Origin of the sequence: Labrys wisconsinensis, assembly GCF_030814995.1 — a bacterium.
GTDB classification, from domain to species: Bacteria; Pseudomonadota; Alphaproteobacteria; order Rhizobiales; family Labraceae; genus Labrys; species Labrys wisconsinensis.
In genome coordinates this window covers 15,244-34,050 of the sequence record NZ_JAUSVX010000009.1, presented here as the reverse complement: position 1 = coordinate 34,050, position 18,807 = coordinate 15,244, and the positions used below count along the sequence as shown (strand labels likewise).

Here is an 18,807-nt window from a genome sequence, read left to right as displayed (position 1 = left end):
GGGGATCCGGGCCGTTCCCAAGGGACGTCGTTGCGTCCCGCCAGGAGATGCCCTGTCCTCCTGTCATATTGTTATATGACAAATTTCGTGTCAATCTCTTTCCAGCCGGTCGAGGGGGCGCCGCGGTCGGGTCCGGCCGCGCGTTGCGGACGGAAACCCGGCCCAAGGAGCGGACATGCCAGCCGTCGAATTCAGGGCCTTCAGCAGCAGCGGCCATCCGCTCCTTGGGATGAGCTGAAGGCCGACGGACTCATCGAGCCCTCGGCACCCGTGCCGCCCGGAGCGGAGGGATGAGCCGAGGCCCGGCGCGACGCAGGCTTCCGCCGCAACGGCTCAGCCCGCGGCCTTGCGCTCGATCGCGCTTCATTCTGGCGCGCGCCGATCAGCACCCGGTGGCGGAGCGCCTTGAAGCGCGGCGTGGCATCGGGCAGGGCCAGATTGTGTTCCAGGATCTTGCCGAAGCCGAGACCCGATCGGGCTCGGACCTTGTGACAGCCGCTCAGGCCGAGGCCTGCTCGGCATGAACCTTGTGATAGCGCCGGCCGAAATAGATCAGGCCCTCATGCACGGTCCCCTGCGTCAGCCCGACCACTTCGCAGAACAGCACGGCATGGGTGCCGACCTCCGCGGTGCGCACCACCCGGCAGTCGAATGAGGCGACCGCGCCGACGAGCACCGGCGCCCCGGTCGTCGCCTCGGTCCAGTCCGCCGCCGCAAAGCGCTCGTCCATCGGGGTGCGGCCGCCGAACAGGGCGGAAAGCGGCTGGTGTTCCGCCGCCAGCGTGTTGACGCACAGCACGCCATTGCCCGCGAAGGCGGCGCTCACCGAGCTGCCGCGATTGAGGCAGACCAGCAGGGTGGGAGGAGTGTCGGTGACGCTGCACACGGCCGAGGCGGTGAAGCCGGCGCGTCCGCCCGGCCCGTCGGTCGTCACCACGTTGACCGCCGCGCCGACCCGGGACATGGCGTCGCGATAGCTCTGCTGCGGGACGGCGGGCCAAGGCCCGGCTTCGGGCTCGTCCGCGGTGTTGCGATGGCGTGCCATGGCGGTTCCCGTTTCTCAGAATGCGAGGCAATGGGTCGGTCCCGGCGGCGGATCGGTCGGCCGCCGGGAGCCGGGAGGGTCAGAATTCCCGCAGGTGGTCCCGCAGCATCGTATGGGCATAGGCCGTGCGGGTGAGGCCGCGCCGCTGCAGGGCCGGGACCAGCCCGTCGGCGACCTCGACGATGTAGCGCCGGCTGACGCGCAGCACCGGCGTGGTGATCAGGAAGCCGTCGCCGCCGACCTGCTCCATCGCCTCGCCCATGCGCTCGGCCACCTGGTCCGGCGTGCCGATCAATTCCAGCGAGGAAACGAGGCCGCCGCCACCATCGGCCGCCAGCTCTCGCAGGGTCTTGCCGCTGCCCCATTGCTGGAACTTGTCGAGCGAGCCCGATTCGCCGTTGGTGGTGAGCTTATGAGGAAGCGGCTCGTCGAGGTCGAACTGGGCAAAGTCGATTTCGGTGATCGCGGAGATCGAGCTGAGAATGTCCGTGGCGAAGTGATCGGCGGAGATGGTGCGCTGGTACTTGGCGCGCGCCTCCTCCTCGGTCTCGCCCAGCGTCGGGGTGATGCAGAACAGGACCTTGATCTCGTCGGGGTCGCGTCCCTGCGCGACGGCCCGGGCCCGGATGTCGTCGCGGAACGCCTTCATGCCCTCGGCGCCGTTGGCGACGGAGATGATGGAATCGGCGTGGCGGGCGGCGAAATCGCGGCCGCGGGGCGAGGCGCCGGCCTGGACGAAGACCGGGCGGCCCTGCGGCGAGGGCACGGTGTTGAGCGGGCCGCGCACCTTGTAGAACCGGCCCTCGTGGTCGATCGTGCGCACCTTCGCGGGATCGGCGTAGAGGCCGCGCTCGCGGTCGAGCACGACGGCGTCGGCATCCCAGGAGCCGAACAGCTTGCGCACGACCTCCATGTATTCGTCGGCCATCTCATAGCGCAGCTCGCGCAGAGGCAGCTTGTCGAGCCCGAAATTCTGGGCGGCGAGGTCCTCGGCGCTGGTGACGATGTTCCAGCCGAACCGGCCGCCCGTCAGGCTGTCGATGGTCGAGGACAGCCGCGCCAGCATGAAGGGCGGATAGGCGAGCGTCGACATGGTGGCGACCACGCCGAGCCGCGACGTCGCCATGCCCATGGCGGTGGCCAGCGGCGCCGGATCGTGCTTGGGCACCATCATCGCGCTCTTGAGCCCGAAGTCGCGGGAGCCGCCATAGGTCTCCGGGACCATCAGCTTGTCCTCGATCATGATGTAGTCGAAGCAGGCGCGCTCCAGCGTCTGCGCCATCTCCACGTAGAATCGCCCGTCCCAGGGCAGGCCGCCCTGGCCGAAGGGCTCGCGCCACTCGTCGGGCGTGAAGTTCATGAACCAGGCGAGGTGGAAACGGTTGGTGGCCATCTATCGGTCCTTTGCGAGGGCGGAAGCGGGCAGGGCCGGACCGGCGCTGCCGGCGAGCGGGAGGGCGAGGGCAGGGGCGGCCAGGGGCGAGGGCGCCGCGGCGCGCGCCGCGGCCCGGGCGGCCTCGAAGCGGCGGGATTCGCGCACGATCGGGCACTTGGCGACGAAGTCGGAGGTGATGGTGGCGCCGAAGCGCTCGGGTGCCTGCGGATCCCGGCGAGGCCTGTCGATGGCGATCACCCGCGTCCCCAGCGAGAAGGCTTCGCTCAGGTCGTGCGTGACCATGACGATGGTCATGGCGTGCTCCTCCCAGAGCTCTCGCACGAGCGCATGCATCGACTTGCGGGTTCCCGGATCGAGCGCGCCGAACGGCTCGTCGAGCAGCAGCACCTTGGGCTGCATGATCAGCGCCTGGGCGATGGCGAGGCGCTGCTGCATGCCGCCGGACAATTGCTGGGGATAGTGGCCGGCCGCGGCCGAGAGGCCGATCCGCTCGAGCAGGGCCATTGCCCTGTCCCTGAGATCGCGCCGGCGCCGGCCGAAGAGGCGGCCGAGAAGCGGCGAGGCGGCCCATTGCGGGCCGAGCATGACATTGCCGAGCACAGTGCGGTGGGGAAAGACCGAGTAGCGCTGGAACACGACGCCGCGGTCGGCCGTCGGCTCCGCCGCGATCGGCTCGCCGTCGATCAGGATGCGGCCGCGCGTCGGCGTCTCCTGGCTGAGGAGAAGGCGCAGGAGCGTGGTCTTGCCGACGCCGCTCGGCCCGATGACGACCAGGAATTCATGGTCCGGCAGGGTGAGGTTGACGCGCTCGAGCACCACGGAGGCGCCGTATTCCTTCCAGACGTTCTCGACCCGGATCTCCGTCACCTCACGCCTCCCGCAGCGCTGTCCAGGGGAAGGCCGCCCGGGACAGGCGCCTCATCGCCCAGTCCATCAGGAAGGCGAGCAGGGTGATCCAGGCGACGTAGGGGAGGATGACGTCCATGGCGAGGTAGCGGCGCACCAGGAAGATGCGGTAGCCCAGGCCTCCTTCCGCGGTGATCGCCTCGGCCGCGATGACGAACAGCCAGGCGGCTCCGAGCGACAGGCGGACCGAATCGACGAGCCGCGGCAGCACCTGCGGCAGCACCACGTCGACGATCATCTGCCAGGTCGATCCTCCCAGCGTCTGCGCCTTGACGATCTGCTCGCGGGGGATGTCCGCGACGCGCAGGACGACGTCCCGGACCAGGAAGGGGGCAACGCCGAAGACGATCAGGACGATCTTGGACACTTCGCCGAGGCCGAAGACGATGAACAGGATCGGCAGGACGGCGAGCGGAGGGACGAGCGCCAGGGCGGCCAGGACCGGCTCGAACATGGCGCGCAGATGCGGGATGAACCCCACAGGGATGCCGCAGACCAGGCCGATCGCCGCGGCGATGCCGAGCCCGAAGCCGAGGCGGGCCAGGCTGAGGCCGGTGTCCCACCAGAGCAGGGTATGGCCGGTGGCGACGTCGACCTGCATGGCGAGCCGGCTCATGCTGGCGTGGAACGAGGCGAGGCCCGGGATCAGCTTGTCGTTGGGATCGATGGCGAGCCGCGCATTGGAGGCCGCCAGGTAGATCAGCACGATCGCGACGAAGGGCAGCACCCCGAGCAGGAGCCGGGTGCCACGGGCCGGCGGATAGTTGATGATGCGTCGCAAGGCAGGTCTCCCGTCGGCGATGGCCCCGATGTCGCGCGCCTCAGAGCTGGCCGTCCATGGCGAGCTTGGCGAAGGAGGGATCGATGCGCAGCTTGACGTTCTTGGTGTCGCCCAAGGTCGAGCCGTCGGCGAAGCCGATGCCGATGCTGTCGACGCTGGCGGCGCCCTGGCCGAACAGGCCCTGCTCGAAGCTGAAGTGCCTGATGTAGTCCCAGGTCTGCCTGGTCTTGTCGGCGGTGAGGAAGGCGTGGGCGTCGGCCGGCGTCATGAAGAAATGGGTCGTGTCGACCTGCGACTGGAAGCCCGCCTCGTCGGTCCCCATGGCGCTGGCCATGACCGCCTTCATCCCGGCGGCCGCGTCGCCGCCGGCGGCGAAGGCCTGCATCGCCTCGTACCAGGCGCCGAGCAGCGCCTTGGCGAATTCGGGATGCTCCTTCAGCGTCTGGGTCTTGCCGATGAAGCAGTCCATGATCTCGCCGGGGATCTTCGAGGAATCGAACAGCACATGGGAGTCCTTGCTGCCCTTCAGCATGTCGATGGTCATCGGCTTCCAGGACACGGCGTGCTGCAGGTCGGCCTGGGTGAGATAGGCGGCGGCGATCTCCGAATCGGAGATGTTCACCGTCTTCACCGAGGAGACGCCGGCGAGCCCGTTGAGGACCAGCGCCCGGTTGAGCAGGTAATGGGAGACGCTGTATTGCAGGAGGTAGACCGACTGGCCGGCGAGGTCGGCGACCGACTTGGCGCTCTTGGAGAGCAGCACGTCGTTGCCGTTGGAATAGTCCGTGATCAGGAACAGCGAGGTGTCGACGCCGCCGGCCGCCGGCATGGTCAGCGCGTCCATGCCGGCCACGCCGACCGCGTCGAGGTCGCCGGCAATGAACTGGTTGATGCTGCCGACATAGTCGTTGGCCTGCACCATCTCGATCTCGATGCCGTATTTGTCGCCCCATTTCTTCAGGAGGCCGGACTGCTTCAGCCAGGCCATCGGCATGAAGCCGACATAGACGACGTAGCCGACCCTGAAGACTTTCTTGTCGGCCGCCGGGGCCGGGCCGGTGCCGGCGCCGAAGAGGCCGAGGCACAGCGTCGCAAGCAGGAACGCGACGCGGAAGAGGCGTTTCATGGCAAAGCTCCGATCGTCGAACAGGGGCTGGACGGCTCTATTCAGCGGGCGTTTAATAGATCGTCGCAAGGCCAAATTTTGTGCAGCGCAAAATCCAGGCAATGATGGGCCGCGCCTGGAGCGAAGGCCGGTCCCTGGGCAGAGACTCGCCGCGCTGCCGCGATTCAGGGCATAGCGATGGGCAGGGGCGGGCCGCTTCGGCCGGGCGTTCCCGTGGAGACCTGGAGATGGCCGTCAAGCCAGTCCGACAGCGGCTCGATCCGGCCCTGCGGTCGGAATTGATCCTGGAGAAGGCGCTGGAGCTGTTCGCGGAGACGCATTACAGCATCGTCACGGTGCGCGACATCGCCCGGCACTGCGGCATCAATGTCGGGCTGATCTACCATTATTTCGACAACAAGGACCACCTGTTCCGCAGCGCGCTCGCGCATGCCATCGACCAGCTGGTCGCCGGCTATGAGGAGCGGCGGCGCGAGCAGGCCGATCCGTTCGCCGGCATCGCGATGTGGCTGGACACGCATGCGACGATCGCTCCGACGCTGATCACCCGCATGGTCAAGATCATGGCCGACTACGCGGCCCTGGGCGCGCGGGACCCGGAGACCGATGCGATCGTCGCCGGCTTCTATCGCGGCGAGCAGGACCTCCTGGAGGACACGTTGCGGCGCGGGATCGCGGCAGGGGTCTTCCGGACCGTCGATGTCGAGAAGACGGCGCGCGTCATCGGCCGGCAGCTCGACGGCATCTTCCACGCCTCGGCCAGCCGCGGCGAGGACCGCATCGCGCAGGACATCGAGGAGCTCCGCGACTTCATCGGGTATTTCCTGCGCATTCCCGAGGCGGCGGGCAGGTCCTGATCGGCGAGCGGCCGGCGTGCGCCTGCCTCAGCCCGCGGCCTTGCCCTCGATCGCGCTCCAGGTCGCCAGCGCCTGGCGCGTCTCCGCCACGTCGTGGACCCTGACCGCGTCGGCCCCGCGTGTGGCGGCGGCGAGGGCGGCGGCGATCGAGCCGCCGAGCCGGTCATCGGCCGGGCCGGCGCGGTCGACCTTGCCGATGAAGCTCTTGCGCGAAGCGCCGACCAGCACCGGCTGGCCCAGCGCCTTGAAGCGGGGCGTGGCGTCGAGCAGGGCGAGGTTGTGCTCCAGGGTCTTGCCGAAGCCGAGGCCGGGATCGAGCCAGATCCGGTCCGGCCGGATGCCGTCGGCGACCGCCCGGTCGCGAGCCCGGGCCAGGGTGTCGGCGACCTCGCCCACCACGTCGGCATAGGTCGGGTTGATCTGCATGGTCTGCGGCGTGCCCTGCATGTGCATCAGGATGGCCGGCACGCCGGCCTCGGCGACGATGCGGCGCGCCTCGGCGCTCTCCAGGGCGGTGATGTCGTTGATCATGCTGGCGCCGGCCGCGAGGGCGGCGCGCATGGTGGCGGCATGGCGGGTGTCGACCGAGATCAGCCGCCGGCGCCGCGCCGCCTCGGCCGCGACCGCCGCGATGACCGGCAGGATGCGGGCCTGCTCGTCTTCCGGGGCGAGGGGCTGGGACTCCGGGCGCGTCGACTCGCCGCCGATGTCGAGGATGTCGGCGCCCTGCTCGATCAGCGCCACGGCATGGGCGATCGCCTTGTCGGTCGTCTCGAAGCGGCCGCCATCGGAGAAGCTGTCGGGCGTGACATTGACGACGCCCATCAGCAGCGGCACGGGCGCCATGGCGCGGACATTCGTGCGGTCGGTGCGGGCGAGCAGGGCCTCGACGCTCTCGCCCAGCACCGGGTGGCGCCAGCCCGGCGCGATGTCGGCCAGCGGCGCCAGCACGAAGGCGCGCTCGTGCAGGCGCGGATGCGGCAGCACCAGCTCGGGCGTGTCGAGCCTGAGATCGTGATAGGCGACGAGGTCGAGGTCGAGCGTGCGGGCGGCGTTGCGCTCGCTGCGCTCCCGGCCGAACAGCGCCTCCACCTCGAACAGCACGGCGAGCAGCGCCTGCGGCGAGCGGTCCGTCTCCACCGCGATCACCTGGTTGGCGTACCAGGGCTGGGCCGAGCGCGGCACCGGCTCGGTGAGGAACAGGCGCGAGCGTGCAGCGACGGTCAGCCCGCGCGCGGCGAGCTCGGCGACGGCGCGGCGCAGCGTCTCGCGCGGTGCGCCTTCGCAGGAGGGCAGGTTGGCGCCGAGCGCGACGAGAATCATGGATCAGCCGTGATGGAAAGGAGATGGTCGAGAATCTGCCGCGCGAGCGGGGACTGGGCCAGGACCCGCTCGCCGATGGCGATGACCGGCCGCAGGAAGCGCACCGAATTCGTGGCGAAGACCGCATCCGCGCCGAAGAGGTCCTCGGGGCGCAGGGGCGCCTCCTCGACGGCGAGGCCGAGCGCGCCGGCGCCGTCCAGGAGCAGGCCGCGCATGATGCCGTCGAGGCAGCCTTCGCCGGTCGGCGGCGTCAGCAGCCGCATGCCCTTCAAGGCGAAGAGGTTGGCGATGGTGGTGCCGGCGACGCGTCCCGCCGTGTTGAGGATCAGGGCGTCGTCGGCGCCGGCCTCGGCCGCCTCTCGCGCGGCGAGGATGTTGTCGAGATAGGCCAGCGACTTGAGGCGCGACAGCGGCGAATGCTCGTTGCGCGGCGCCGAGGCGACGACGAGCCGGGCCGGCTGCCCGGCCAGGGCCGGGCTCCAGGGCTGCGCCGTGACCAGGATGGTCGGGCGCGGCGGCTCCGCCGGCCAGAGGCCGCGGGCGCCCTGGCCGCGGGTCAGCGTGGTGCGGATGATGGCGTCGCGCCCGGCGAGCTCGGCGAGGACGCCGGCCATGGCCGCTTCGAGCCCGTCCCGGTCGACGGCGAGGCCGATCGCCTCGGCGGCCCGCAGCAGCCGCTGCCGATGCCGCTCCGGCGCCATCGGCATGCCGCCGCGCGCCACCAGCGTGTCGAACACGCCGTCGCCGAGCTGCAGGCCGCGGTCCATGGCGCCGATGCGCGGGCCGCCGTCGCCGGCCGGCTCGTTCATGTGGTGGATGAGGAAGCTCATGCAGCGCGTTGGAATGGTTTGCGCTGATCCAGGAAGGCCTGGAGCAGGCGATGGCCCTGCGGCGTCAGGATCGATTCGGGGTGGAACTGCAGGCCGAAGGTCGGATGGCTGCGATGGGTGAGCGCCATGATCTCGCCGTCCTCGCTGCGCGCCGTGACGTCGAGCGGCTCGTCGCCGTCGAGCTCGACGATCAGGGAGTGGTAGCGGCCGGCCTCGATCGGCTCGCTCAGGCCGGCGAACAGGCCGGATCCGTCATGGAGGATGCGCGAGGGCCGGCCGTGCATCGGCGTGCGGGCATGGACCACCCGGCCGCCGAAGGCTTCGCCGATGCATTGGTGGCCGAGGCAGATGCCGAGGATCGGCAGCTTGCCGGAGAGGCTGCGCACCAGGTCCAGCGAGGCGCCGGCATCCCTGGGGGCGCAGGGGCCGGGCGAGAGCACCAGGGCGCAGGCGCCGGAGGCCTCGACATCGGCCGGCGTCACCGCGTCGTTGCGCACCACCTGCGCCGGTTCGCCCAGCTCCTCGAAATAGCGGGCGATGTTGAAGACGAAGGAATCGTAATTGTCGACCAGGAGGATCATGCCGCGTCGTCCGCTGCTGCGGCCGGGGCGAAGGCGGCCAGCAGCCGCTCGGCCTTGACCAGCGTCTCCTCGTATTCGGCCGCCGGGTCGGACAGCAGCGTGATGCCGCCGCCGGCGCCCACCGAGATCTCCCGTCCGTCATAGGCGAGGGTGCGGATGGCGATGTTGAGATCGGCCGCGCCGTCGAAGCCGATCCAGCCGATCGAGCCGCAATAGATGCCGCGGTCGAGGCCTTCGAGCTCGGCGATGATCTCCATCGCCCGGATCTTCGGCGCCCCGGTGATCGAGCCGCCCGGGAAGGTGGCGGCGAGGAGGTCCAGCGCGTCGCGCCCCTGCCGCAGCCGCCCCGTGACGACCGAGGTCAAGTGGTGCACGGAGGCATAGCTCTCCACCCCGCACAGCACCGGTACCGCGACGCTGCCCGGCTCGCACACCCGCGACAGGTCGTTGCGCAGGAGATCGACGATCATCACGTTCTCGGCCCGGTCCTTCTCGCTCTCCGACAGAAGCTGGGCCCGGGCGAAATCCTCGCGCGGATAGGGCGTGCGGCGGGTGGTGCCCTTGATCGGGCGGGTCTCGACCTCGCGTCCCGTCACCTTGAGGAAGCGCTCGGGCGAGGAGGAGGCGATGAAGCGCTCGCCGTCGACCAGCAGCGCCGCGAAAGGCGCCGGGTTGGCCCGCCGCAGCGCGCGGTAGACGGCGACCGGGTCCGGCGCCGTCTCCGGCGTCGCGGCGAAACGGTGCGACAGGTTGGCCTGGAAGATGTCGCCGTCGCGGATGTAGCGGATCACCCGCGCCACCTCCGCCTCGTAGGCGTGGCGGCTGCGGCTGTCGCGCCAGGCGAAGGCCGGCAGGGGCGCGGGGCGGGCGGGCTCGGCCTTGAGCTTCTCGCGCAGGCCCGCGGCGGCGGCCGCGTGCGGCGCCACCACGAAGGCCCGCCGCTCGACCCCGTCGAGGGCGAGGAGCGTGTCGTAGAAGGGCAGGTCGACCTGGGGCATCGCGCCTGCCGGCGCCGTGCGCGGCAGACGCTCGAACAGCCGGCCGGCTTCGTAGGCGAAGGCGCCGACGGCGCCGCCCTGGAAGGGCGGGCCGCCGTCCACGGGCTCGTGCCGATGGTCGGCCAGGAGGCGGCGCAGCGCCGGCAGCGGCGCCTCGTCCAGCGCCGCGCCGTTCCAGCGCGCCCTGCCGTCCTCGACGCGGAACACGCCGACCGGGTCGGCCGCGACATAGGACCAGCGGCCGAGCGTCGCATGCGGCATGGCGCTGTCGAGGAAGGCGAGGCGGGGGCGCGCTGCGAGGCGCGCCGCCGCCTCCATCGGGTCGATCCACGGGATTTCGATCAGAAGCGTCTTGCCGGTCGATGTCATGCGCGTGCCGAAGGCCGTCTCGAGAGGGCGGTTCCTTAAATCCGCTGAGGGAAAGGGTGTGGAGCGCGCCCGCCGGTCCTTCGGCCTGCTGCAGCCCCACCGCACCGATCTCGGCGCCCCGCGCCCCTCAACCCTGTGGGGGCGCCGCGGATGACCTACCCATAGCGACTTTTACGGCGAATGTCCTGCGCTTGTCACGGCTATTCACGCGATCCAGCGCCGAGAACGCGGAGCCGCAGCTCGCGGAAACTCTCGTTCGAAACAGTCTCGGGACCGTGGATGCGCAGCCATGAGGGCTGGCTCGCGGATTTCTGCTCCGCGTGGGGGCGCCGCGCCGTGTGCAGGCATCGAGGCGCACGAATCTGCAAGTCAACCGGTCGAGCGATCGGCCGGACGGCGACGGTGTCGGTCGCCGCCGTTCCGCCCTCGGCTCAGGGCCGCTGGCGCAGCGCTCCGGGCGCGCCGACGCGCGGGGGCTTCGGCTTGGGCGGCGGAAGCAGTCCGTCCCTCTGCGCCTGCTTGCGCGCAAGCTTGCGGGCTCGCCGCAGGGCCTCGGCCTTCTCCCGCACCTTGCGTTCGGACGGCTTCTCGTAAGCCCTCCGGAGCTTCATCTCACGGAAGACTCCCTCACGCTGAAGCTTGCGCTTCAGGGCCTTCATCGCTTGCTCGACGTTGTTGTCTCGAACCAGGACTTGCAATCTGCGGATCCTTCGCCGGTTTCCGGAAAACAAAAGAGGTCAGGCGCAAGCCTGACCTCCGCGGGGCAACGCATGCTACTCGTCGACGCCAGTACATCCGTGGTCGCCGACGGGGCGAGGCGCGCTCTTTCTCAGGTGGCCTGGAGCCGGTCTGCCGACATCTTGCCGGAGCGGCGATCCTCGACCAGCTCGTAGCCGAGCTTCTGTCCTTCCCGCAGATCCTGCATGCCGGCACGCTCGACGGCGCTGACATGGACGAAAACGTCCTTGCTTCCGTCGTCCGGCTGAATGAAGCCGAAACCCTTGCTCGAATTATACCACTTCACGGTACCGGTGCTCATGACAAAGTGTCCTTCAGCTGCGTCCAAACCATCCCGCAGAAATCTGCAGGATTCCAATCAGTCGAAATTGGTAGGAGTCTCTCAGCTGACGCGACTTTCGCCACGAGCGGCCAAATCGTCCGGCCTATGTCGATCTACCAGATCTAGGGAGGGCCGATGTGAAAGTCAAGGAAACAATCGATATTGCCCGGAAAGCCTTTGCATCGTCATCGCTCGGCACCATATTTTCTTCGTCGAGAGGAGGCCGCGATGAGCGATGCGCCGCGCCATGTGCTTTGTCGGGAGCTGCGTCAGCGGGCGCACCTGCACGGCGAGACGGCATCGATCCTGCACAAGGCCGCGCTGGATGCGGATTGTGGCGGACCGCCCGGCCTCGACGCCGGAGCCTTGCGCTTTCAAAGCTGCCATCACCGTATCCGCAGCCTGGAATGCAACGCCCAGGCCGATGCGCTGGAGGAGGATGGCTGGAGCAGCGACCCGTTCTCCTGAGCAGCCTCTCCCGAACCTGCCTACATCCAGGACTCTGAGCAGCGTCTCGTGGCCGAAGCCACGAGAAGCCGCTCGGGCTGTCCGCCCGATCCTCCCTCGGAAGGCTGCAGTCCGCACAGAGAGGGCAGAGGACGGCGACCGCAAGGACATGCCGGCCCGTCGCCCGATCGCCGCGAGAGAGCCGGAGGGCCCCCGGATGGGAGATCCGGGGGCCCGCTGCCGCGCGCCGGGGAGCGGGCGCGCGGCGTCGATCGGCAGGCTCGCCGGGGAGCGGGCTCGCCTGCCGGGGAGCTCTTCGGCCGACCGGCTCAGAAGGGCAGCAGCACGTCCATCACCTGCTGGCCGTAGCGGGGCTGCTGCACGTCGGTGATCTGGCCGCGGCCGCCATAGGAGATGCGGGCCTGGGCAATCTTGGTGGAATCGATGGTGTTGTCGGATTCGACGTCCTCCGGCCGCACCACGCCGGCGACGATCAGTTCGCGCATCTCGAAATTGACGCGCACCTCCTGGCGGCCCTCGATCACCATGTTGCCGTTGGGCAGGATCTGGGTGATCAGCGCCCCGATATTGGTGGTGAGCGCCTCCGAGCGCTTGACCGAGCCGGTGCCGGTGGAGGAGCTGTCGGAGGTCGTGGCCAGCATGCCGGCCGGATCGGTGCCCTTCGGCACCAGCTTGCCTTCCAGGCCGAACAGGCTCTTGGCGCCCATGTCCTCGCTGTTCTGGCGCGAACGGGCGGTGGTGTTGCTGATGTCGGCGCTGTCGTTGATCACCACCTTGACGGTCAGGATGTCGCCGACCCGCATGGCGCGCTGGTCCTTGAAGAAGCCGCGCGATCCCGAGCGCCACAGCGAATTGGCCTGGAAGATCGGCTTCTCCGGCTCCGGCATCGGCAGCGACACCGGCTTGTAGCCGGGCGACGCGGTCGGGTCGTCGATGGCCGACAGGTTCGGCGCCTTGCCGATATTGGCGAGGCGGTCCGCCATGCCGCAGCTGCCGAGGGTGAGGGCGGCGAGGCCGGCGAGGCAGAGTTTCGCGGATCGGGACGCGGTTCCGGCTCCCCGGCTCCGGGACGAGCCCTGCGGGCCGGGACGGCGGGAGGTCGGTGGGGACATACGCATGGATCCGGCCTTCAGTTCAGGGCGACGCGGGCGGGAACCGTCACGGTGACGTGGCCGGGTCCGGTGACGGTCGCCTGGACGATGCGATTGGACTGGGTGTTGAGCACCGGGATGCTGTCGCCCTCGGCGCCGGTGTCGAGCGCCTTGGCGCGCACGGTGAGCACCATGCTCGGCACTTCGTAGGTCAGCGTCACCGTGTCGTTGCGGGTGACGAGGTTGGGCTTGGTGAGGTCGCCCGCCAGCACCGGCTGGCCGGGCCGCACCGTGCGGCGCACGGCCTGGCCGATCGCCTGGGCCGGGGCGTCGATGGTGCCGGCGACGGCCTGCGAGCGGGGCAGCCGGTCGATGACGACGTCGGCGGCGCGCACGACCTCGCCGCGGCCGACGGCGCGGGCGAAGACCGGCACGGCGACGGTCTCGACGGCCTGGCCGCCGATGCGCAGCGGCATGCGGGCGAGGACCGAGGAGCCCTCGACCGAGAGCGTGGCGTCGAAGCGGCCGGAGGTCGGATTCCAATTGATCGAGACGACCTGCAGGGGAGCGCCGGCGCCGGGCTCGATATGGACGGCGCGCGCGCCGGGATCGAAGCCGACGGCGAGGTCGGCGTCGTCGCCGAGCCCGTTCTGGCGGATCAGCGTCAGGGTGATCGCCGCCTTGATCGCATCCAGGCTCAGCACGCGGCTGGCCCGGGTGACGCTGACCTCGGCCACGCCCTTGGTGTCGACCACCGCCACGCCCTTGTCGCGCGCGGCGGCGACCACCCGCGCCGCCTGCACGGTGCCGGTCGTGCCGAGGTCCGGCGCGCGGAACACCGGCTCGAGCGCCGCCGGTCCGGCATTGTCGAGGAGGTCGCCGAGGCGCACCAGCTCCGAGGAGACGGTGACCGCGGAGCGCAGGGTGGGCGGCGGGGCGGTCTGGGCCGGCGCGGGGGCCGCGGCGAGGCCGGCGAAAGCGAGCGCGGCGGCGAAGGTGAGAAGGCGGGTGATCATCGGCATGGCCTCACCGGAACATGCCGGTCGCGGACTGCAGCATCTGGTCGGCGGCGGAGACCACCTTGGAGTTCATCTCGTAGGCGCGCTGCGCGGCGATGAGGTCGGAGATCTCCGACACGGAATTGACGTTGGCCTGCTCGAGATAGCCCTGCAGCAGGTTGCCCATGCCGTCGATGCCGGCCGTGCCGGTCTGGGGCTGGCCGGAGGCGGCCGTCTCCAGGAACAGGTTGTCGCCCAGGGCCTCCAGGCCGGTCTTGTTGACGAAGCGAGAAAGCTGCAGCTGGCCGAACTCCGTCGGCGCGGTCTGGCCGGGCAGCGTGCCGGACACCACGCCCTGCGGGTTGATGGTGATGCCGCTGGCATTCTCGGGGATGGTGATGCCGGGATCGACGACATAGCCGTCGGCCGTGACGAGCTGGCCCTGAGCGTCGCGCTCGAACGAGCCGTCGCGGGTGTAGGCGGTGCGCCCGTCCGGCAGCTGGATGCGGAAATAGCCTTCGCCGCGGACGGCGACGTCGAGCTCCTTCTGGGTCTGCGTGACGTCGCCCTGGCTCATCACCCGCGGCGTGGCCGCCGTCCGCACGCCGGAGCCGATCTGGATGCCGGCGGGCACCATGGTGCCCTGGTCCGAGGTGGTCGAGCCGACGCGGCGCTCCGTCTCGTAGAGCAGATCCTGGAATTCGGCCCGCTGGCGCTTGTAGCCGGTGGTCCGCATGTTGGCGATGTTGTTGGAGATGACCTCGACGTTCAGCTCCTGGGCCATCATGCCGGTGGCGGCGGTGTTCAGGGCGCGCATGGTGGTGGCTCCTCAGGACGACAGGTCGGCAAGCCGCTCGATGGCGGTCTTGCGCAGGTCGGCATTGGTCTGGATGATGCCGGACAGGCTGGAATAGGCGCGGTTGATCTCGATCAGCCGTGACATCTCCAGGACCGGCTTGACGTTCGAGCCCTCGACCGAGCCCTGCACCACGTTGGTGGTGGCCGGCGTCAGCGGCTGCGCCGCCTGGCTGGGATCGGCGCGGAACAGGCCGCTGCCCTCGGCGTGCAGGGCCTGGGGGGCGTCGAAGCTCACCAGCCTGATATGGCCGCGGTCGCCATCCTTGGTCGAGATCGTGCCGTCGCGGGCGATGGTGAAGGTGGGGTCCTGCGTATCGAGCACGATCGGCCCGGCATCGCTCAGGACCGGCATGCCCTCGCCGGTGACGACGCGGCCCGTGCTGTCGATCTGGAAGGCGCCGTTGCGGGTGTAGCGCTCGCTGCCGTCCGGGGCCTGCACCGCGAAGAAGGCGTCACCCTGGATGGCGATGTCCAGGGGATTGCCGGTCTGCTGCATCGCGCCGGCGGCGAAGTCGCGGTAGCTCGAGCGGTCCTGCACGAAGGACACGCGGCGGTCGGCCCCCTGGAAGGCGTCGGTCGAGGCGACCGGCATGATGTACTCGCCGAACTGCACCGCCTGGCGGCGAAAGCCGTGCGTGTTGACGTTGGCCATGTTGTTCGCGACCACGTCGAGCTCTCGGCCCAACGCGATCTGGCGCGACAGCACCACAAGAAGCGCGTTCCCCATCGAACCGCCTCACTCCATCCGATGGAATCACCGGTCCTCTCCCAAGGCCCGCTGCTTCCGTTGCTCCCCGACCCGGCCGCGTCTCCCAACGCATTCGGATCGTGTTAACCATGGCATAAGCCGTGCCACGCGGATGGGATAAGCAAGATCAATGGCTTAGCTTGATTTCTCCGGACGGGAGGGGCGGGCGTGAGCGGCTCTGCGGCAAGTTTCGCCCGGCAAAACTTGCCGGGTGGCCGCAAGTCTTAAAGGGGCGTTAACCATTCCCCGGGACAGTCGGAGCCGGCGCCGCCCGGTCTCGGCCGGGGGCGCCGTCCCGCAGCCATCCCCCGGGGATGGCCCCATGGTCCCAATGCCTTCGGAGCCGGTCGCGATGGCCAAGAAACCGCAGAGGCCGGTCGGCGATGCCGAGGACGGCGAGGAGGGCACGCCCGCAAAGAAGCGCGCTCTGCCGGGGTTCCTGCGCAACAAGCTCGTCCTCGCCGGCGTGGCGGTGCTGGTGCTCGCGGGCGGCGGCCTCGCCGCGTTCAAGATGGGGCTCCTCGGTGGCCATGCCGGCGAGGAGGCGGTGGCCGAGGCGGAGGCCAAGCCCGCCGCCGCCAAGCCGGTGCGCTATGTCGACCTGCCGGAAATGCTGGTGAACCTCGATTCCAAGGACCGCGCCCAGTATCTCAAGGTCAAGATCTCGCTGGAAGTGTCGGAGGACAAGGTCGCCGAGGAGATCAAGCCGCTGATGCCGCGGGTGCTCGACACCTTCCAGTCCTATATGCGCGTGCTGCGGCCCGCCGATCTCGAGGGCTCCGCCGGGTTCTTCCGTCTGAAGGAGGAGCTCACCAAGCGCGTCAATGTCGCGGTGTCGCCGGCCAAGGTCGATGCCGTCGTGTTCCAGCAGATCGTGGTGCAATAGCCATGGCCGATCCCGTCAATGACGACCTGATGGCCGAATGGGGCGCCGCCCTGGCCGAGCAGGGGGTGGCCCCGGCGGATGCCGACGAATGGGCGGCGCGCGTCGCCGGCGCTCATGGCAGCCGGCGCGAGCCGGACCATATCCTCAACCAGGACGAGATCGACGGCCTGCTCGGCTTCTCCGTCGAGGACCTGGTCTCCGGCTCGCAGTCCGGCATCCGGGCGATCATCGATTCGGCGATGGTCTCCTATGAACGCCTGCCGATGCTGGAGATCCTGTTCGACCGTTTCGTGCGGTTGCTGACGATCTCGCTGCGCAACTTCACCTCGGACAATGTCGAGGTGTCGATCGACCGCATGACCTCGGTGCGCTTCGGCGACTATCTCAACTCGATCCCGCTGCCGGCGATCATCACCGTGTTCAAGGCCCAGCAATGGGATAATTTCGGGCTGATCACCGTCGATTCCAGCCTGATCTACTCGATCATCGACGTCCTGCTCGGCGGCCGGCGCGGCACCACGGCGATCCGCGTCGAGGGCCGGCCCTACACGACCATCGAGCTCGACCTCGTCCGCCGCATGATCGAGATCGTGCTGGCCGACGGCGAGCAGGCCTTCGGGCCGGTCTCGCCGGTCAACTTCACGCTCGACCGCGTCGAGACCAATCCGCGCTTCGCCCAGGTCTCGCGGCCGGCCAACGCCGCCATCCTGGTGCGCTTCCGCATCGACATGGAGGACCGCGGCGGCAGCATGGAGATGCTGCTGCCCTATGCCACGATCGAGCCGATCCGCGACCATCTCCTGCACAGCTTCATGGGCGAACGCTTCGGCCGCGACCCGGTGTGGGAGGGGCACCTCGCCACGGAGATCTGGCAGGCGGAGGTCGATGTCGACGCCGTGCTCTACGAGCAGAACGTGCCGCTGCGCTCGATCCTCGACCTCAAGGTCGGCGACGTGCTGCCGATCTCGATCAAGCCGGATGCGCTGGTGGCGGTGCGCTGCGGCGACGTCCTGCTCTCGGAGGGGCGGATGGGGCGGCTCGGCGACGCCGTGGCGGTGCGCCTGCAGCGGCCGCTGAAGAAATCCAAGACCACCATGGCCATCTTCGACATGGCCGAGGCCATGCGGAAGGACATCTGATGTCGACGTCTCTGCTCGGATTGGCGATCGAGAGCCTCGTTGCCATTCTTCTCGTCATGACAATCGGTTATTGCTGGATCCTCAATCGTCGCCTGATGCGCTTGCGCGCCGACGAGGCCATGTTGCGCGGCATTGCGGCGGAGCTGATCGCCGCCACAGGGGCGGCCGAGCGCGCCATCGGCACGCTCAAGACCATGGCGACCGACTGCGACCGGACGCTGGCGCAGCGCCTGGCCTCGGCCGAGGATCTCTCCGGCGAGATCGCCGCCCAGATCCAGGCCGGCGAGACCGTGCTCGACCGGATCGCCCAGATCACCGAGGCGGCGCGCCCGCCTCGGCCCGCGCCGGCAATGCCGAGGCTCGAGCCCGTGGCGGCTCCGGCCGTGCCGCCGCCCCCGATCGCCGCCGCCGCGCCGCCGCGCCCGTCGCATCGCGAGCGCACCGGCGCCACCGCTCGCGCCGCGGCGGCGCTCGCCGAGACGCTGGCCCGACGCGCCGGGCTGCACGAGCGCGGAGCAGCCGCATGATGCAGCTGCGGCTCCTGCCGGTGCTGATCTTCGCGCTGGCCTGCCTGCTGGCGCTGAAGGCGGGCGACATCCTCGACCGCATCGGCGTCGGCGGCCCGGAGGCGGCCTATGCCGGCGACGGCTTCGGCCGCGCCATCATCAACGCCCGCACCATGCCGGCCGACATCACCGGCTCGATCGGCGACAAGGGCGGCAAGGCGGGCGATGCCGCCGCGCCGCCCGCACCTGGCACCCCGCCGCCGACCCTGGCCCAGGCGGCCGCGCCTGCCATCCAGCCAGCCGAGACGGCCGAGCCTCTGACGCCCGCCGGCCCCGCCTCGCCGGCCGAGCGGGCGCTCCTGGAGCGGCTGCAGCAGCGCCGCGAGGAGCTCGACCAGCGCAGCCGCGACCTCGACACGCGCGAGAACCTGCTGAAGGCGGCGGAAAAGCGCGTCCAGGACCGCATCGACGAGCTCAAGCGGCTCGAAGCCAGCGTCGGGGCACTCGAGCAGAAGAAGACGGACGCCGAGACGGCACGGGTCAAGAGCCTGGTGGTGATGTACGAGGCGATGAAGCCCAAGGATGCCGCACGGATCTTCGACCGCCTTGACCTCGCCGTGCTCATGCAGCTGGCGAGCGCCATGAAGCCGGCCAAGGTCGCCGACGTCCTGGCGGCCATGGACGCCGACGCCGCCCAGCGCCTCACCGTGGCGCTGGCGGCCAAGGACGCCGAGAAGCCCGCGGCGGACGGCCAGTCCGCCACCGAGCTGCCGAAGATCGAGGGCCAGCCGCCCAAGGGGTGACGGGGCTTTTCCCCGTCACGTTAATCGCGCATTGACGG

The 18,807-nt window shown here is 69.8% G+C and carries 21 protein-coding genes; 6 read left to right on the top strand and 15 right to left on the bottom strand.

All coding sequences use genetic code 11. The features are described from left to right. Positions 1 to 499 precede the first annotated feature (499 nt). The 5 genes from QO011_RS22245 to QO011_RS22225 form a co-directional block, all read right to left on the bottom strand. Positions 500 to 1,045: a flavin reductase gene (locus QO011_RS22245; protein WP_307276613.1), complete on the bottom strand. Its 546-nt coding sequence runs from the start codon at positions 1,043 to 1,045 to the stop codon at positions 500 to 502. A gap of 79 nt (positions 1,046 to 1,124) precedes the next feature. Next, complete coding sequence (locus tag QO011_RS22240) at positions 1,125 to 2,438, bottom strand: NtaA/DmoA family FMN-dependent monooxygenase (RefSeq protein WP_307276611.1); 1,314 nt, start codon at positions 2,436 to 2,438, stop codon at positions 1,125 to 1,127. Beyond that, positions 2,439 to 3,308 carry an ABC transporter ATP-binding protein gene (locus QO011_RS22235; protein ID WP_307276610.1) on the bottom strand — a complete coding sequence of 290 codons (870 nt, stop codon included), beginning with the start codon at positions 3,306 to 3,308 and terminating at the stop codon, positions 2,439 to 2,441. Position 3,309: 1 nt separating this feature from the next. Beyond that, a complete protein-coding gene (locus tag QO011_RS22230) occupies positions 3,310 to 4,128 on the bottom strand; it encodes an ABC transporter permease (RefSeq protein ID WP_307276607.1) in 819 nt (272 codons plus the stop codon). Positions 4,129 to 4,168: 40 nt separating this feature from the next. Next, the gene (locus tag QO011_RS22225; protein ID WP_307276603.1) at positions 4,169 to 5,254 is read right to left on the bottom strand and encodes a putative urea ABC transporter substrate-binding protein; all 1,086 of its coding nucleotides are present in this window, start codon (positions 5,252 to 5,254) and stop codon (positions 4,169 to 4,171) included. A gap of 227 nt (positions 5,255 to 5,481) precedes the next feature. Between QO011_RS22225 and QO011_RS22220 the strand changes: the two genes are divergently transcribed. Further along, positions 5,482 to 6,111 carry a TetR/AcrR family transcriptional regulator gene (locus QO011_RS22220; protein WP_307276601.1) on the top strand — a complete coding sequence of 210 codons (630 nt, stop codon included), beginning with the start codon at positions 5,482 to 5,484 and terminating at the stop codon, positions 6,109 to 6,111. 27 nt (positions 6,112 to 6,138) lie between these two features. On the opposite strand, the gene folP is transcribed toward QO011_RS22220, so the two are convergent. The 6 genes from folP to QO011_RS22190 all read right to left on the bottom strand — a co-directional run bounded on the left by folP (position 6,139) and on the right by QO011_RS22190 (position 11,251). Beyond that, on the bottom strand, positions 6,139 to 7,434 hold the full coding sequence (gene folP, locus QO011_RS22215) for a dihydropteroate synthase (RefSeq protein WP_307276596.1): 1,296 nt from the start codon (positions 7,432 to 7,434) through the stop codon (positions 6,139 to 6,141). Next, complete coding sequence (locus tag QO011_RS22210) at positions 7,431 to 8,264, bottom strand: aminotransferase class IV (protein WP_307276593.1); 834 nt, start codon at positions 8,262 to 8,264, stop codon at positions 7,431 to 7,433. Before QO011_RS22210 ends, folP begins: the two co-directional genes overlap by 4 nt. Next, the gene (locus QO011_RS22205) at positions 8,261 to 8,845 is read right to left on the bottom strand and encodes an anthranilate synthase component II (protein WP_307276590.1); all 585 of its coding nucleotides are present in this window, start codon (positions 8,843 to 8,845) and stop codon (positions 8,261 to 8,263) included. Before QO011_RS22205 ends, QO011_RS22210 begins: the two co-directional genes overlap by 4 nt. Continuing rightward, on the bottom strand, positions 8,842 to 10,212 hold the full coding sequence (pabB, locus tag QO011_RS22200) for an aminodeoxychorismate synthase component I (protein WP_307276587.1): 1,371 nt from the start codon (positions 10,210 to 10,212) through the stop codon (positions 8,842 to 8,844). Before pabB ends, QO011_RS22205 begins: the two co-directional genes overlap by 4 nt. A 431-nt stretch (positions 10,213 to 10,643) precedes the next feature. Beyond that, complete coding sequence (rpsU, locus tag QO011_RS22195; protein ID WP_307276585.1) at positions 10,644 to 10,910, bottom strand: 30S ribosomal protein S21; 267 nt, start codon at positions 10,908 to 10,910, stop codon at positions 10,644 to 10,646. 131 nt (positions 10,911 to 11,041) lie between these two features. Next, complete coding sequence (locus QO011_RS22190) at positions 11,042 to 11,251, bottom strand: cold-shock protein (protein WP_307276582.1); 210 nt, start codon at positions 11,249 to 11,251, stop codon at positions 11,042 to 11,044. A gap of 249 nt (positions 11,252 to 11,500) precedes the next feature. Between QO011_RS22190 and QO011_RS22185 the strand changes: the two genes are divergently transcribed. Beyond that, a complete protein-coding gene (locus tag QO011_RS22185; RefSeq protein ID WP_307276577.1) occupies positions 11,501 to 11,740 on the top strand; it encodes a hypothetical protein in 240 nt (79 codons plus the stop codon). A 308-nt stretch (positions 11,741 to 12,048) separates the two neighbouring features. Here QO011_RS22185 and flgH read toward each other — a convergent pair whose 3' ends face one another. Genes flgH through flgF form a run of 4 tightly spaced genes read right to left on the bottom strand, consistent with a single transcriptional unit; the run spans position 12,049 to position 15,414 of the window. Next, complete coding sequence (gene flgH, locus QO011_RS22180; protein WP_307276573.1) at positions 12,049 to 12,852, bottom strand: flagellar basal body L-ring protein FlgH; 804 nt, start codon at positions 12,850 to 12,852, stop codon at positions 12,049 to 12,051. Between the two features lie 17 nt (positions 12,853 to 12,869). Further along, positions 12,870 to 13,847: a flagellar basal body P-ring formation chaperone FlgA gene (gene flgA / locus QO011_RS22175; RefSeq protein WP_307276571.1), complete on the bottom strand. Its 978-nt coding sequence runs from the start codon at positions 13,845 to 13,847 to the stop codon at positions 12,870 to 12,872. A gap of 10 nt (positions 13,848 to 13,857) precedes the next feature. Next, positions 13,858 to 14,646, bottom strand: a complete 789-nt coding sequence (gene flgG / locus QO011_RS22170) for a flagellar basal-body rod protein FlgG (protein ID WP_307276568.1) — start codon at positions 14,644 to 14,646, stop codon at positions 13,858 to 13,860. Positions 14,647 to 14,658: 12 nt separating this feature from the next. Then, positions 14,659 to 15,414, bottom strand: a complete 756-nt coding sequence (gene flgF / locus QO011_RS22165; RefSeq protein WP_307276565.1) for a flagellar basal-body rod protein FlgF — start codon at positions 15,412 to 15,414, stop codon at positions 14,659 to 14,661. Positions 15,415 to 15,787: 373 nt separating this feature from the next. Between flgF and QO011_RS22160 the strand changes: the two genes are divergently transcribed. Genes QO011_RS22160 through QO011_RS22145 form a run of 4 tightly spaced genes read left to right on the top strand, consistent with a single transcriptional unit; the run spans position 15,788 to position 18,769 of the window. Beyond that, the gene (locus QO011_RS22160) at positions 15,788 to 16,321 is read left to right on the top strand and encodes a flagellar basal body-associated FliL family protein (protein ID WP_307276562.1); all 534 of its coding nucleotides are present in this window, start codon (positions 15,788 to 15,790) and stop codon (positions 16,319 to 16,321) included. 2 nt (positions 16,322 to 16,323) lie between these two features. Further along, positions 16,324 to 17,460, top strand: coding sequence for a flagellar motor switch protein FliM (gene fliM / locus QO011_RS22155; RefSeq protein ID WP_370881997.1), 1,137 nt, complete (start codon positions 16,324 to 16,326; stop codon positions 17,458 to 17,460). Continuing rightward, entirely contained in the window at positions 17,460 to 17,987 is a 528-nt protein-coding gene (locus QO011_RS22150) for a DUF6468 domain-containing protein (protein ID WP_307276559.1), read from the top strand. The genes fliM and QO011_RS22150 overlap by 1 nt, the downstream gene beginning before the upstream one ends. Continuing rightward, positions 17,984 to 18,769 (top strand): MotE family protein, encoded by a 786-nt coding sequence (locus QO011_RS22145; RefSeq protein WP_307276556.1) that lies wholly within the window; start codon positions 17,984 to 17,986, stop codon positions 18,767 to 18,769. Before QO011_RS22150 ends, QO011_RS22145 begins: the two co-directional genes overlap by 4 nt. Positions 18,770 to 18,807: the final 38 nt, after the last annotated feature.

Bases quoted from the DNA above. Each gene is read 5' to 3' on its own strand.
- pabB (WP_307276587.1), bottom strand. From the start codon at position 10,212: ATGACATCGACCGGCAAGACGCTTCTGATCGAAATCCCGTGGATCGAC.
- QO011_RS22220 (WP_307276601.1), top strand. From the start codon at position 5,482: ATGGCCGTCAAGCCAGTCCGACAGCGGCTCGATCCGGCCCTGCGGTCG.
- QO011_RS22225 (WP_307276603.1), bottom strand. From the start codon at position 5,254: ATGAAACGCCTCTTCCGCGTCGCGTTCCTGCTTGCGACGCTGTGCCTC.
- QO011_RS22160 (WP_307276562.1), top strand. From the start codon at position 15,788: ATGGCCAAGAAACCGCAGAGGCCGGTCGGCGATGCCGAGGACGGCGAG.
- QO011_RS22145 (WP_307276556.1), top strand. From the start codon at position 17,984: ATGATGCAGCTGCGGCTCCTGCCGGTGCTGATCTTCGCGCTGGCCTGC.
- QO011_RS22205 (WP_307276590.1), bottom strand. From the start codon at position 8,845: ATGATCCTCCTGGTCGACAATTACGATTCCTTCGTCTTCAACATCGCC.
- QO011_RS22190 (WP_307276582.1), bottom strand. From the start codon at position 11,251: ATGAGCACCGGTACCGTGAAGTGGTATAATTCGAGCAAGGGTTTCGGC.
- flgG (WP_307276568.1), bottom strand. From the start codon at position 14,646: ATGCGCGCCCTGAACACCGCCGCCACCGGCATGATGGCCCAGGAGCTG.
- QO011_RS22150 (WP_307276559.1), top strand. From the start codon at position 17,460: ATGTCGACGTCTCTGCTCGGATTGGCGATCGAGAGCCTCGTTGCCATT.
- QO011_RS22185 (WP_307276577.1), top strand. From the start codon at position 11,501: ATGAGCGATGCGCCGCGCCATGTGCTTTGTCGGGAGCTGCGTCAGCGG.
- flgH (WP_307276573.1), bottom strand. From the start codon at position 12,852: ATGTCCCCACCGACCTCCCGCCGTCCCGGCCCGCAGGGCTCGTCCCGG.
- QO011_RS22245 (WP_307276613.1), bottom strand. From the start codon at position 1,045: ATGGCACGCCATCGCAACACCGCGGACGAGCCCGAAGCCGGGCCTTGG.
- fliM (WP_370881997.1), top strand. From the start codon at position 16,324: ATGGCCGATCCCGTCAATGACGACCTGATGGCCGAATGGGGCGCCGCC.
- QO011_RS22240 (WP_307276611.1), bottom strand. From the start codon at position 2,438: ATGGCCACCAACCGTTTCCACCTCGCCTGGTTCATGAACTTCACGCCC.
- QO011_RS22210 (WP_307276593.1), bottom strand. From the start codon at position 8,264: ATGAGCTTCCTCATCCACCACATGAACGAGCCGGCCGGCGACGGCGGC.
- flgA (WP_307276571.1), bottom strand. From the start codon at position 13,847: ATGATCACCCGCCTTCTCACCTTCGCCGCCGCGCTCGCTTTCGCCGGC.
- flgF (WP_307276565.1), bottom strand. From the start codon at position 15,414: ATGGGGAACGCGCTTCTTGTGGTGCTGTCGCGCCAGATCGCGTTGGGC.
- folP (WP_307276596.1), bottom strand. From the start codon at position 7,434: ATGATTCTCGTCGCGCTCGGCGCCAACCTGCCCTCCTGCGAAGGCGCA.